The 12,616-nt window shown below is 45.9% G+C and carries 11 protein-coding genes, 1 tRNA gene and 1 pseudogene; 6 read left to right on the plus strand and 7 right to left on the minus strand.

Annotated elements, in window-relative coordinates; translation table 11 throughout:
• Positions 1 to 26 precede the first annotated feature (26 nt).
• The 4 genes from NF347_RS03355 (at position 27) to NF347_RS03370 (ending at position 4,228) form a co-directional block, all read left to right on the plus strand.
• Positions 27 to 1,520, plus strand: a complete 1,494-nt coding sequence (locus NF347_RS03355; RefSeq protein WP_306254321.1) for a DUF4099 domain-containing protein — start codon at positions 27 to 29, stop codon at positions 1,518 to 1,520.
• A gap of 137 nt (positions 1,521 to 1,657) precedes the next feature.
• Positions 1,658 to 3,625 (plus strand): DNA topoisomerase, encoded by a 1,968-nt coding sequence (locus tag NF347_RS03360; protein WP_124076294.1) that lies wholly within the window; start codon positions 1,658 to 1,660, stop codon positions 3,623 to 3,625.
• Between the two features lie 13 nt (positions 3,626 to 3,638).
• The gene (locus NF347_RS03365) at positions 3,639 to 3,938 is read left to right on the plus strand and encodes a hypothetical protein (RefSeq protein WP_107037068.1); all 300 of its coding nucleotides are present in this window, start codon (positions 3,639 to 3,641) and stop codon (positions 3,936 to 3,938) included.
• A complete protein-coding gene (locus NF347_RS03370) occupies positions 3,935 to 4,228 on the plus strand; it encodes a helix-turn-helix domain-containing protein (RefSeq protein ID WP_160899725.1) in 294 nt (97 codons plus the stop codon). Before NF347_RS03365 ends, NF347_RS03370 begins: the two co-directional genes overlap by 4 nt.
• Positions 4,229 to 4,311: 83 nt before the next feature.
• Here NF347_RS03370 and NF347_RS03375 read toward each other — a convergent pair whose 3' ends face one another.
• Together NF347_RS03375 and NF347_RS03380 are read right to left on the minus strand one after the other, a co-directional pair.
• On the minus strand, positions 4,312 to 5,625 hold the full coding sequence (locus NF347_RS03375) for a site-specific integrase (RefSeq protein WP_107037066.1): 1,314 nt from the start codon (positions 5,623 to 5,625) through the stop codon (positions 4,312 to 4,314).
• 457 nt (positions 5,626 to 6,082) lie between these two features.
• Positions 6,083 to 6,155: transfer RNA gene (locus tag NF347_RS03380), tRNA-Lys, on the minus strand.
• 278 nt (positions 6,156 to 6,433) lie between these two features.
• On the opposite strand from NF347_RS03380, the gene NF347_RS03385 reads away from it, so the two are divergent.
• Positions 6,434 to 7,003 carry a transposase family protein gene (locus tag NF347_RS03385; protein ID WP_107037065.1) on the plus strand — a complete coding sequence of 190 codons (570 nt, stop codon included), beginning with the start codon at positions 6,434 to 6,436 and terminating at the stop codon, positions 7,001 to 7,003.
• On the opposite strand, the gene NF347_RS03390 is transcribed toward NF347_RS03385, so the two are convergent.
• The 4 genes from NF347_RS03390 to NF347_RS03405 all read right to left on the minus strand — a co-directional run bounded on the left by NF347_RS03390 (position 6,974) and on the right by NF347_RS03405 (position 11,110).
• Entirely contained in the window at positions 6,974 to 7,894 is a 921-nt protein-coding gene (locus NF347_RS03390; protein WP_306254322.1) for an IS982 family transposase, read from the minus strand. The two genes, NF347_RS03385 and NF347_RS03390, sit on opposite strands and share 30 nt — an antisense overlap.
• 632 nt (positions 7,895 to 8,526) lie before the next feature.
• Positions 8,527 to 9,291, minus strand: a complete 765-nt coding sequence (locus tag NF347_RS03395; protein ID WP_107037035.1) for a metallophosphoesterase — start codon at positions 9,289 to 9,291, stop codon at positions 8,527 to 8,529.
• Positions 9,288 to 10,061: a hypothetical protein gene (locus NF347_RS03400; RefSeq protein ID WP_107037034.1), complete on the minus strand. Its 774-nt coding sequence runs from the start codon at positions 10,059 to 10,061 to the stop codon at positions 9,288 to 9,290. Before NF347_RS03400 ends, NF347_RS03395 begins: the two co-directional genes overlap by 4 nt.
• Entirely contained in the window at positions 10,058 to 11,110 is a 1,053-nt protein-coding gene (locus NF347_RS03405; RefSeq protein ID WP_107037033.1) for a hypothetical protein, read from the minus strand. The genes NF347_RS03400 and NF347_RS03405 overlap by 4 nt, the downstream gene beginning before the upstream one ends.
• 259 nt (positions 11,111 to 11,369) lie before the next feature.
• Here NF347_RS03405 and NF347_RS03410 point away from each other — a divergent pair.
• Positions 11,370 to 11,462 (plus strand): annotated as a pseudogene (locus tag NF347_RS03410) (IS982 family transposase); the annotation flags it as partial.
• Positions 11,463 to 11,467: 5 nt separating this feature from the next.
• Here the strand turns inward: NF347_RS03410 and NF347_RS03415 are convergent.
• A complete protein-coding gene (locus NF347_RS03415) occupies positions 11,468 to 12,451 on the minus strand; it encodes an IS30 family transposase (RefSeq protein ID WP_107037121.1) in 984 nt (327 codons plus the stop codon).
• Positions 12,452 to 12,616: the final 165 nt, after the last annotated feature.

Below are 12,616 nucleotides of genomic sequence, written 5' to 3' on the forward strand. Positions count from 1 at the left end.
GCCATAAAATCCCCCTATATAAGTTTATGGAAAATATCCAGGAACAGGAAGTGCTGATTGCCCGCAACAACGAGACGGGACAGGTAGGCGCAGTCGTCGGTCAGAACCCCGACGGCACCCCGAAGATGGCAGACGCCAAGACTGCCAAGTTGAGCGATCTCGTTAAGTTCAACAAAAACCAGAACCCCATCGAGGCGTTCATCTCCAATTTCATCCGTCAGGTGCAGAATCCATCGCTGTTCGGCTTCTTCAAACTCCCTGCCGACCGCTATGACGCTATCGCTCCGGCAATGGCCGACCTAATCCAAGACCCGGCGTCAAACGGCGAGATGCTCAAGCCTTACGAGGTTGAGGTGAAGCCTGTGGCTCAGACACAAGAACAGACTCCGGCACAGGAACAGACCACGACGGAAGTACAGCAGGAACCGGAAGCAGAGCCTAAGCCAGAACAGGAATCTGTGCAGACCAGTCAGGAAGTGACAACCACCGCAGCCAAGGCGACACCCGTTGACCCCAACAGGATTGACTGGGCCACCATCGAACAGCAGTGGGGCGTTAAGCGGGAGACACTCGAACAGTCCGGCGCACTCCAGTCGATGCTCTATAATCACAAGTCGCCTCAGCTCTTTACTGTTACTCCGCAGTTCGGCGATGAGAAATTCACTCTCGATGCCCGCCTCTCCTTCAAGGAGCAGCCCGACGGAAGTTTTACCCTTGCGCCACACTTCATCAAGAACGAGCCCAAACTCGATGTTCCCTTCCGTGGCTACGAGTTCTCGAAAGAAGATAAGGAGCAGCTTCTCAAAACCGGCAACCTCGGCAAAGTTGTGGAACTTGCCGACCCCATGACAGGGGAGATGAAGAAATGTCTGGTCAGCGTTGACCGTCTTACCAACGAAATCGAGGCCATGCCTGTGGATAAAATCTTTATAAAGAACCACATCGGCAAGACCGAGCTTTCGATGAAAGAGATAGGTATCCTGAAAGACGGCGGCGTGGTACATGGTAAGGAAATCGAGCTGAACAACGGACGCAAGTTTACCAGCGACCTCCAGTATAATGCCGACAAGTGTGATGTCGAGTTCGTCCGCACGCAGTCGCTCAAACAGGAGCAGTCCGGAGAGACACAACAACGTAATACATGGGTTGATTCTGATGGCAACCCCAAACGTATTACCAAGTGGGGTTCTACACATTTCACAGAACAGCAGATTGCTGACTATATGGCCGGTAAAAAGATCGAGATGGTAAATGTCACTGACAAGCAGGGTCAGCCCTGCACGGTATTTCTCCAGTTCAACAAGGAGAAACAGCGTCCGGTCACTGAATATCACTATGCCGACAACAAGAATGTTGTCGGTGTGGCCGAAGAAAGCAAGACACAGTATGCCGTGAACAATCAGGGGAAGACCAATGAGGCTACGAAAAACATCACAGACCCGCTCCAGAGGGGTCAGACGGCTCCCAAGAACGAACAGCAGCAAGAGCAGCAGCTCAGACTGAAGGGACCGAAATTATAATCCCCGACTGACATAATACCTGCCATTCTCTAATGGCTGTCCTCTTCACCGACATGGGGAGGCAGACCCTTCCCATGTCTTTTTCAAACCTCTTTCAATAATTCAAGCAAGTAATAATCAATAAAATAAATAATATTATGAATCTCGTAATCTCAAACTCCGCTCAAATCGCCTTCGCTGTATCCCGCGCCCTCAACTGCTCCGACCGTAATGAAAACGGCGACTATACCAACGACACCGGCAGCATCGTCATCACCTCCGTCGAGCCCAGTCTCGTCGAGCCGGCTCCGTTTCAGTATTACGCCGGCGGCAGCGACTTCATCAAGACGCTCCCTTTTATCCCCAAGAGATACCTGTACGGTATCCGTGCTGACAATGTGGGCGGTAAATTCAAGGTCAGCGACGAGGACAAAAGCACGGTCGTCAGGCTTCAGGCTCTTGTCGAACAGGCCGCAGAGGTCATCTTCGCCTCAAACAACGGAAGTGAGGCTCAGGCTCTATTCGCTATTCTATATCAGGCAGCAAAAGCCGGACGCCGTACCAGCCGCATGTGGCTGACCACACTGAGCAACCGGGCGATAACCTATGCCTACCGTAACCGCGAGTCAGGCCGCAACATCACACGTATAGCCCGCTCCGGTTTCGTTCACCACGGAATGAACTTTCTGTTCCGTGCCAATGTGGAACAGGCTTTCGCCCAGATGTATGGCAAGCAGTCGTTCCCGATGGAGCGTATGGACATCGCCGCGCTCTGGCTCCTTTGCAACAGCTACGACAACATGAAAGTCAAGCTCCCAAAGAAGACCCGCTATGGTGTCGGTCTCTCCGGCAAGTGGGGTGGAAAGGATGCGCAGTTAGTACCCACGGAAATCTGGTGCAAGGAATCGGACGCGCAGAAAGTTTATGAGAAACTCATGAAAATGAACGGCAAAACAGTCATGGCTGAGGTTGTAGAGGTCAACCCAAAGGTGGAATGGCGACACGAATTGCTCAATATGGCGACTCTTCAGGAGGTTGCCATCGATGAACTGGGATTCCTGCCCGCCCGCACAATGGCGGCCGCAGACATTCTGTTCGAGAAAGGACTTATTTCATCGCCTCGCAGCTCTGTCACCTCACTGCCTTATCACCTGAAGCGTCACGTCGAGCGTCGCTTTCCTGAGGCAAAGGCGTTCCCGTTCTGCCCCGAAGAGCAGATACCTTACTGCCACGGAATCATCACTACCGAGCGTACACCTCTTTTTCTCAGCGACGACGAGCAGCGTGTGTATGAACTCATCAACATCCGTACAGAAATGGCTTTTGACTCAGCAAGATGTATAGAGGTGGGAATCGCGGCAAATATCGAAGGTGTCGGTCTTTTTGGCACAGCCGAACTGCCCGATGATGCGGAATGTGTAACGGGTAATATAGAATTTACAATCTCAGGTGTGAGCATCTACTCGTTCTCGGAGCACTCACCCGAAACCCTGACCGCCGCAACATTTCTGCACGACCTCAATGAACTGGTTAACACAGGTGGTGATACACCCTTGCTTCTTCCCGTGAGCAGCTACCGCGACTGCGGAGCCTGCCTCCAGCGTCTCATCGACAACGGATTCGTAAAGTATCTTCTTGGCGACATCGAGCCGACAGAGAAGGCGCGTGTACTCCTTTCGCACGCCGGCCACCTCGAACTTGCCGACATCGGCAAGTTCATCAGCCAGATTGACGAGGTTGACGCACTCGCGGAGAACCGCAAGCCCACCAAGCCGGTAATGCGGGAGTATGAAAGTTGGATTCATCCCCTTATTCTCTCGCTCATCACCGACAAGAAGTCCTTTGCCAGCAAAATTTCGGGCTATACCTGCCCTAAATGCGGCAATCACGGACTGACCGCCTTTCCGGCGACAATAGCCTGTGAGTGCTGTGGCTTCTCAATTCCGCGCCACTTCCACGGCTACGACCTGACCGACAAGGACATCGAGCAGCTTGTACGATACAAGTACACATCGCCCATCTACGGCTTCATCGACCGCAAAGGCCGCAAGTTCTGCGAATCGTTGGTAATCGACAACCGTTTCGGAGTGACATTCTCCGCCAAAGCCGCCAAGATATATTCATAAAATAGTATTGCCTATGCAGACAATCGAAATAGACAAGGAGGTGTTCGAGGACATGGTGAAGTCCATGCAGTTCCTTCACACAATGGTGAGCCGCATGTGGAAACTGCTTCATCCTCCCGCTGGTTCCGGAAAATGGCTCACATCATACGCGGCAGCAAACGCCATGTGTATCACAGTCCGGCAACTCCAGACACTGAAATCAAGCGGAAAGATTGGCTTCTTTCAAGAGCCGGGAGGAAACTGTCTGTTCAGCGAAGCTGAGATAGGGCGTTATCTTGACGACAACCGGATGGAAGCCGGAGGATGCCTATGACAGATGATATTATCACCAAACGCCATCCCAGCGTGATGACATTCTATGCTCAGGCAAGGGAACTGGCAGAAATGTTTGAGGCGATATCCCCGAATATCCGACCACCGCTTGCCGGGAGATTCTTCATCGAAGACAAGGAATTGTCAAAACGACTGTCATTACACCGCCGCACCCTCCAGAACTTCCGTAACGCCAACATAATTCCCTATTATAAAATAGGAGGCAAGACCATTTACGATGAAGCCGAGATAGAGGAATGGCTCAACGCCAACTTCCATGCCAAATACTGATGTGATTGAACTATACATATAAACCGACCGAAGGGCGACAACCGAGTATCATGCTCGATTGTCGCCCTTCATTCTGTATTTCCTCAAAGAGGATTCTTTCTCGGTCGTCCACGCTTTTTCGGCGGTTCCCTCACAAAGTCAGTCGGTTTTTCTTTGAGGGGAGTAACAGCATCCTCCATCTTGTCAAACTTGGAGCGCATCTTCTGCATATCCTCCGAGATTGCCTCATCTACCATCTTTGCGTAGATCTGAGTCGTCTGAATGTCTGAATGCCCAAGCATCTTGGAGATGGTTTCGAGTGGCACATGATTACGGAGCGACATTGTTGCAAATGTATGTCTCGCAATGTGTGTCGTCAGATGCTTTTTGACCTTTGCTAGAGATGCAATGTCCGCAAGATACGAGTTCATCCGTTGATTCGAAATTACCGGAAGGAGAACTCCTTTGGCGATAACCATTGGGTCATCTTTGTATTTCTCGATTATTTTGGCAGGGATACCGAGTAAGGGAATAGTGCTGATTTCGCCAGTTTTCTGACGTGGCTTTTTAATCCACATTTCCCCATCCTCGTTTTCCACAAGCTGGCTCTTGTTGAGAGTGGAGACATCAATGAATGCCAGACCGGTAAAACAGCAGAATATAAAAATATCTCTTACCCGTTCCAGCCTTGGGAAATCTGAAAGGTCAAGCGTCATTATTCTTACAAGCTCCGCCTCATTGACAGCTTCCCGGTGAGCTTCTGTCCGTGTGTATCTTTTTTCGATGAAGGGATCGTCCTCAAGCCATTTATTGGCAATTGCCACACGTGTGACCTTTTTTAGATACCTGAGGTACTTGACAGCGGCATTATTGCCGTTCTCTTTGGTCACGCGGAGGAAATGCTCGAAATCATCAATCATTCCGCCTGTGAGTTTCTTAATCGGAATATCCGGAACGCCCTCACGCTTCATGAGAAACTCCGACAGGTACTTCACGCACCTTTCCCAGCGGAGATATGTACTATTGCATATGTCTCCGCAATTAAGTTTCTCCTTGTACTGCGCCACCACGCCGTTGAATACCTCGCAAAGCATCTTCGGTCCTGCAATCTTTCCAAGGTAGTGGTTCTTCAATACAATCGGGTTTACAGCCTCCCCGTCCTGCGTGAGCCTGCTGTGAATCTCGCTCATGCGTACCCGAATGGAGCTCAGATACTTGTTAAGCTCAATGTCCGTTTTTGAACGACCCTTGGCAATGCCTTTTGCCGGGTTCCAGTTCTCGGCATCGATGCTACGGTTCACGTTGAACTCTGTCCTCTGTCCCGATACTGTGATTCTGGCGAAGATGGGGACTTCTCCCGATCTTTTCTGCTGCGCTTTCCGAATCATGAAAGTCAGCGTGAAATAATTTTCTTGCATAAGAATCTTTTTTTGACACAAAATTAATACTCACATGTCATGCTCTTATGGCTCAGAAAACTGAATATCAGCGAAATATCGCCATTGCAGGTGTAAAAATCGGGAATAAGACAAAAAAGGAAGTCCATTTACACCCAACGGAAAAGTAATCCAATACCCTTACCTTATGGTTTACAGCATGGATTTATTTGATTTTCCTTGATTTCCAGTCCCATGTTTCCAATTCTTGAAAATCATAGAAAATGACACTTGCTTGTGCAAGTTAGGTTGCTGTAACCATTGCAAACTCAGATTATTAGCGTACCTTTGGGTGTAAATTTCAGTCTCTCAGAAACTATTCCCGATTTTTACACCGCAGACTACTCAGATTTGCCGATTTTCGGGGTTTTACCAAAAATAAAAATCGCTGAAAATGTTTGATTTTCAGCGATTTTCCTCATTAGGTAGAGTATTTTAGTGATCCGCCTGGGGCTCGAACCCAGGACCCCAACATTAAAAGTGTTGTGCTCTACCAGCTGAGCTAGCGAATCAGTGCTCTTGTTGTTAAAAGCGATGCAAAGGTACGGCTTAATTTTGAATTATGCAAGCGTTAGAAAGAATTTGTGAAAAAAAGTGCAAATAAAGTCACGGCTCTTTCATTTAAAAAAAGTCTTGTGCTTCCGAAAAGCCTGTTATTTTATAGCGGGGGAAGTCTGAATGGGAAAGGGCGATTTTCGCATTCATTTCTCTGATTTTCAATAAAATAAGTGGTATAAAAATTGGTCAAGTGACCAATTTTCGTAACTTTATAGTTGTAAATCAATTAGTTATGAATAAAAATAAGCCACTTGACCAAGTGCGTTCGACCGGCGTAAATGCGCCCAATCGGACTTCAAAATTAGTAAATAAATCTGAATTCAACGGCAGTATCCTGAACAGATTGATGAATTTCGCCCGTTCAGTCCCCGATTTCCGCAGGTCCGACAAGGGCAATATACAACATCGGCTCGCCGACATCATCATACTGATGATATTAGCCAGAGAGTGTGGATGTGTCGGGCGTGCCGATATAATGGAATTCGGACGTCTCCATCTCAATAAATTCCACAGGCTGGGCATTCTCAGGAACGGCGTGCCGTCAGAATCAACACTGTGCCGTGCTGAAATCGGCATTAACGATCATGCGATGGCCGACAGGATGCAGGATTTTGCCGGGGCATTTCACAAAGAGCTGCTCAAAAAAGGGTGTGGCAAGGAAATAATAACGCGAGTTCGGGATAAGAACTTAATGATTTTCAACCAATCAAAAGACATAGAGTATTGGGCGGCCTTTCAAGGTCGCCTGATTTATTTGTACCGTTTGGTGTTGTTAATCCCAGAGGACAAGCTGCCCGCTTGACTCGGGTACCTCAAAGTCGAAGTTCACTTCCGGCTTTGTGGCGAAGAAACAATACGCCCCCATTGCCGCAAGCAGGTTCATGAGGAAGTTGTGTACGCTGCGGTGGCGGGAGTGGACGAGCTGCGCCACATTCTTCAGCATGTCGTTTATGGATTCGATGATGCTCCTTTTACGAAGCATCATCCTGTCATAGAACGGCATGAGACGCTGTTTCATGTTCGAGCGAAGACCTGTCACAATATGTATGCCGTCATCCCAAAGATGCCCGAAAAGAGACTGCGATATATATCCCTTGTCAGCGTATAGTTTTCCAAACACCCTGTCAGTCAGTGTGTCGATGACTGCCTCATTGCGGTCGTCCACATTGGCGCGTGTCAGTACAAAGTTGATCAGCTCTCCTTTTTCGTTACATAGCAGATGCAGTTTGAAGCCTACATACCATCCCATCGTACTCTTCCCTTTGGCCGCAATATCCTTGAATACCTTCATGTTGAATTGGCGCTTGTTGTGAATGACCGGAATGCAGGTGCTGTCCACAAAACTTATCCCCGTGCACTCTCCGAAACACGCGAGCCGCAGGAACATGGTCATAGCCACAAAACATCGGGGCATGACTTCCACGAAGCGGTTGTAGGAGAATGTCTGCGGAAACAGATGCTTCCAGTGAATGCGCACACATCCCAGATAATAGTGCTTGAAGTTTCGGTACGAATTGAAGTGGAAACAGATCAGAATCGTGATGACCTCGGCATCCGACATCATGCGCTTTCTTTTCCGCTTTGGAGTGTCAGCTGTGGACGGAAGTGCATTTTTTGCCATCTCACCATCAAATTCCTTGCAGAAATCATCTGCAATACAAAAAATTTCAGTAACTTTACTTTCGGTAATCATGATACAGTATTTATTGTTTGTTGCATCTAAATTACTAAACATCAGTGATATTGCCAAAAAAATCGGCAGCTTTTTCAAGCTGCCGATTCAACTTTTTTATGGTGTTCCTTATCCCGAACTCGCGTTACTACTAATAATCTAACCATCAAAGCTGTAAATATGGGATGATGCGGGATTTAGTGGGATAATAGAGTACCTGTTGCAATCAGAGGAGTGGAGTGCAGTGGTTTTTCCTCACAGCGAGAGAAAAAATATTTTATGGAGACACACATTATCCGGGGTTGACAAGATTGACAGAGGTGACAACCCATTTTTACCCCGAAAATAGCCCATCGCAAGATATTATATATCAGTATATTATCTTGATAAATCTTTTTATGAAAAAGAATATAATAGAGCCAAAATTTGTCAACCCGTGGCTCTGAATTTTATCTGTTCCTCAATTCTGTCAACCTTTGTCAACGTTTGTCAACACGCCTTATTATAGGCAACTCGTTGTTATACACATTATTGTTTGCTGTCAACACTATCAACCCCCGAATGTGTGTTACTTATAAATCGGAAAATCGAGGACCAAGAAAAAAGACCACCTTCTCAGATGGTCTTAATATACTATTGTCTTGTTACTTAACCTATATTTCTGTTACAGCATCTCGTCTGAAAGTATTATGCTCATTCTGGGAAACGTATCCAAGTTGATTGCTCACACATCTTGTAGATCCAATCATCTTATCTATGTTTCTATGGGAATGGCCGTAAATCCAACAGTTGATTCGGCTTTCTGCTATCATACCAGCCAATTCTACTGTGAATGCTCCATTAATGGAACTATCCTTGAACTCTTCAGCCATCAGTGCGAAAGATGGTACATGATGTGTAGCGACAACAATCCTCTCAGCATTACTTTCACTCACCGCCTTTTCAATGAAATTCCGACATACCTCATGCTCTTCATTGAAGCGTTGTGCAGATAATCTAAACTCACCGTTACGGATACGCTTGAAGTCGCTTACGCATCGCTCTGTAAGATATTCCTCGGAGGGAGATATATGCGCCCATAGTGTTGATGCAATAAGGTCGGTTTCCTCATTGAGTGCAATAACGGAATTATAGCAAACGCTGACGTTGTGGCGTATCTCCAATTGCCAACCGTTACGCAACTCATTTATGTCAAAGAATTTATATAATTCATGATTTCCGGGAACTACTATTACCTGATTGAAATCCTCAGATACACGGTTCCAGAATGGATGTGAGATATAGTTGTCATCACCTAAATATCCAATATCTCCGGCAAGCACGAGAATGTCAGCTGATGGAATAAGAGGATGTTCTTTCAACCACCTTGAATTTTCTCCAAATTCGAGATGCAAATCTGAGGCGTATTGTACTCTCATAAGCTGTAGACGGTTCTGATAATCTCAATAAAGTCTGACTGAGGAATGTCCAGGACACCCATATTTTTTGATATGACCTTCGTATTTATGGGATCATTCTCAATGGCAGCAAGAAAAGTCCTTATATCATCTTTGATAGTTTCTGAAGCCTCAAACCTGTCTGCCGGAGTAATCAGGTGAACCATTCGATAGACATCTCGTTTATGCTTGTCAATATCATCGCTCTGAACTTTCTGTCCGGCGTCGCGTCGCTTGATATTGTTAAGATATGCCTTGATTTTTAGTACTATCAGAGCATCGTGGTCAATAGCCTGTACACCGTTCAGTTCAACGGCATGAGATACTGCATAGCTATAATACTCATCATCCATAAGTATAGCGGAAAAACTGGATAGGTACTCAGAAACGGAGATATGCACCAAATGGGCATCCTCCGGAAGTTTCACGGCATCAGGCTTACGGGAGAAGAGTTCTATGTAAACAGGAAAATCCTTATCCTTGGGGTCAATAAAACGATAGAAGCAACGATGTGTCTCTTCTTCTGACTTTACCTGCCAGGCTCTATATCCGCCTGCCTTGATGAACTCCCAGAAGCTATGAAGATACTCCGTAGTCAAGGCTTCACAAACTACAATCATATCTACATCCTTCGTAGCTCTCCCATGAATATTCGATTCCTCTAAATTGAGATTACAGGCTGTACCACCTATAATCACATAGCTACCTTTATAGTTTCCGAGATACTGACGTATCTTGTCTATTCCTTTCATAATGCTTCGTTTATTAGTTTATTTAATTCTTTCCACACTCTTGGGTCATCATCATTCTTATATGACAATGCAAGTGAAAATATATCCATTATACCATCCTTGGATGAAATAGTAGGGTCAGTTTTCCAAACCTCTACTTTTATATCACCCATACTGTCATTCAAATCAAGTTCACCGAGTTGGGGATTACGGGCATATACCGCATAAATATTCTGTGGGGGCGAAGTAAGCATAGAGATTTCAGAGAGTGCAGAATCGGAGGATATAACACCGATTTCAGAAGCTAATGCTGAATTAGTCGAAAAGAGTAGCTTCTCCACTGGACTATCAATCATTGGGAAAGCTTTTTCCCATAACTCTTTATTCGAGAATGGAAAATCAAGCAACTTTTTTCGTCCTTGCAACTTGAATGAAATTAAACCGGCGCGTTCAAGTTCAGCTGCAGCTAATGAAAGGGTCTTTATTGAATATCCCATAATCTTGGCAACATCTGATATACTCAATCCCTGCAATGACTTTGTGCCGAGGTGTAAGGTTATCATCGCGCCTGCAACTGCCGAAAGTTTCTCTATGGTGCTTACATTTACGCCAAGTCCTCGTTCTGACATCAATGCCCCCATTTGTGGAATATATATCTGTTTACCGGGTACCACGAACCCAATCCTACTTTCAATCAGGGATTTTCTCTGATAAGAATTAATGCCATCCAAAATTAAAATAACCGGCATATCGAGACGTTTTTCAAGTGTTGTGGCAATATTTTTATTCATTCTGAAATCATCCTCCGAATGAGGCTTTATCGCCACACCCTTGAAATTATCAATCTCTACGCAGTCATAGTCGGCAGCATTAAAAATTCCGTATGGAATCCTGTTTTTTACATCGTTCAGAGAACTGAATCTGACGTTCCAGCCAAACGACTGCTGTATATATTCTTTTATGTTACCTTTATATTGCATATTTACCTCCTTAAAGTAAATGTACAAAGATAGGGTAAAATATCCGAATAAGCAAGCTATTACCAAAACTTTAACTATTTTATGTCTCATTTTTGAGTAATACCTCCGTTTCAAGGTCAATCCCGAACGTTTCTTTCAACTGGAGGTAGTCGAAGCATAAAGCTTTCGGACGATTGACTTTCTTCTTCCGGATCTGAACTCCGTCGATTACGTCTATCTGATAACGCGAGTTCGGGATAAGGAACACCATAAAAAAGTTGAATCGGCAGCTTGAAAAAGCTGCCGATTCTTTTTGGTAATATCACTGACATTTAGTAATTTAGAGGCAACAAACAATAAATACTGTATCATGATTACCGAAAGTAAAGTTACTGAAATTTTTTGTATTGCAGATGATTTCTGCAAGGAATTTGATGGTGAGATGGCAAAAAATGCACTTCCGCAGGTTCAACTGGCAAGTGCAAAATTAGCGATTTGTTTGAAGAACTCGGTTTTCGGGTTTGAAAAACCGAGTTTTTTCCGTGGTCTGAGGTTTAGTTTCTTTGCGACATTCTTGATGTATAGGTCAGTGAAATCATTGAAATTTGACTTTTTGGGGATGTATTGACGGATGAGTTTGTTGATGTTTTCGACCGCTCCTTTCTGCCATGAGCAGTAGCTGTCGGCAAAGTAAACAGTCACATCATCAAGACCTTTGATGCGTAATCCGGCGGTTATGTCGAGGTGTGCCGCGAACTCGCTGCCGTTGTCAGTAGTGATGGTTTTAAGATATTTACGGTATGCGTACAGCATTCTCACGACAGTCTTTGACAATGGCTTGGCTCTTTTTCCGTAAGGTAGTTTCTCCATCATCACAAAGCCAGTCATGCGTTCAAGCAGCACTAGAATCGCGTGCCCGTAGGCATCAACAATAAGATCCATCTCAAAATCGCCAAAGCGTTTGCCGTCGACCTCGGCCGGTCTGTCGTGTATGCTTGTGCGGTTTGGTATGTTGGTGGCTTTAGTGGGTTTGCGTTCGCCTTTTGGTCGTCGTCGGAAGTCGGGATGTCTGCGGTGACGGCGCAGTTCTCCGCTTTCATCAGCGTTTATAATGTTGTAAATGGTCTGTATGGATACGGAAACACCTTCCTTGGCCAACACGCCACGAATTTGTTCTGGTGACCATTGGTGGTCAATAATCATCTGTTTTATACGCCACACCAACACGCTGTCGAGCTTCTTGTTGGATGTGGTGCGCTTTCTGCGTTCAAGGGCTTTGGCATGAGCCTTTTCCCACAGATAGTGGCCTTTGGTTGTGGAATTGCGCTTCAGTTCACGACAAAGCGTTGACTGACTGCACCCTACTATGAGGGCAATTTCTTCTCTCGAAGTTTTTCTTTGCAGTAAGGCGAAAATTTGCGACCTTTGCTGCGAGGTTAATTGTCTGTACATAAGCAATACAAAATTAGTTAATCTCAGGGAGACTTCGGTCTCCCTTTTTATTTTGTATTGCCAGTATGTTCTGCTGCTGTCCGCTCTTGGGGGCGGTTTAGGCCGCCCCCGCCGCTTGGGCATCCCCTCGCCAGAAGGAGAGAGGAGAATGACTAATGCCCATCT

It is taken from the genome of Paramuribaculum intestinale, assembly GCF_030759015.1.
GTDB classification, from domain to species: domain Bacteria; phylum Bacteroidota; class Bacteroidia; order Bacteroidales; family Muribaculaceae; genus Paramuribaculum; species Paramuribaculum intestinale.

What these genes read in the sequence shown, in the direction of transcription:
- NF347_RS03355 (WP_306254321.1), top strand. Translation starts at nt 27, where the DNA reads ATGGAAAATATCCAGGAACAGGAAGTGCTGATTGCCCGCAACAACGAG.
- NF347_RS03360 (WP_124076294.1), top strand. Translation starts at nt 1,658, where the DNA reads ATGAATCTCGTAATCTCAAACTCCGCTCAAATCGCCTTCGCTGTATCC.
- NF347_RS03365 (WP_107037068.1), top strand. Translation starts at nt 3,639, where the DNA reads ATGCAGACAATCGAAATAGACAAGGAGGTGTTCGAGGACATGGTGAAG.
- NF347_RS03370 (WP_160899725.1), top strand. Translation starts at nt 3,935, where the DNA reads ATGACAGATGATATTATCACCAAACGCCATCCCAGCGTGATGACATTC.
- NF347_RS03375 (WP_107037066.1), bottom strand. Translation starts at nt 5,625, where the DNA reads ATGCAAGAAAATTATTTCACGCTGACTTTCATGATTCGGAAAGCGCAG.
- NF347_RS03385 (WP_107037065.1), top strand. Translation starts at nt 6,434, where the DNA reads ATGAATAAAAATAAGCCACTTGACCAAGTGCGTTCGACCGGCGTAAAT.
- NF347_RS03390 (WP_306254322.1), bottom strand. Translation starts at nt 7,894, where the DNA reads ATGATTACCGAAAGTAAAGTTACTGAAATTTTTTGTATTGCAGATGAT.
- NF347_RS03395 (WP_107037035.1), bottom strand. Translation starts at nt 9,291, where the DNA reads ATGAGAGTACAATACGCCTCAGATTTGCATCTCGAATTTGGAGAAAAT.
- NF347_RS03400 (WP_107037034.1), bottom strand. Translation starts at nt 10,061, where the DNA reads ATGAAAGGAATAGACAAGATACGTCAGTATCTCGGAAACTATAAAGGT.
- NF347_RS03405 (WP_107037033.1), bottom strand. Translation starts at nt 11,110, where the DNA reads ATGAGACATAAAATAGTTAAAGTTTTGGTAATAGCTTGCTTATTCGGA.
- NF347_RS03415 (WP_107037121.1), bottom strand. Translation starts at nt 12,451, where the DNA reads ATGTACAGACAATTAACCTCGCAGCAAAGGTCGCAAATTTTCGCCTTA.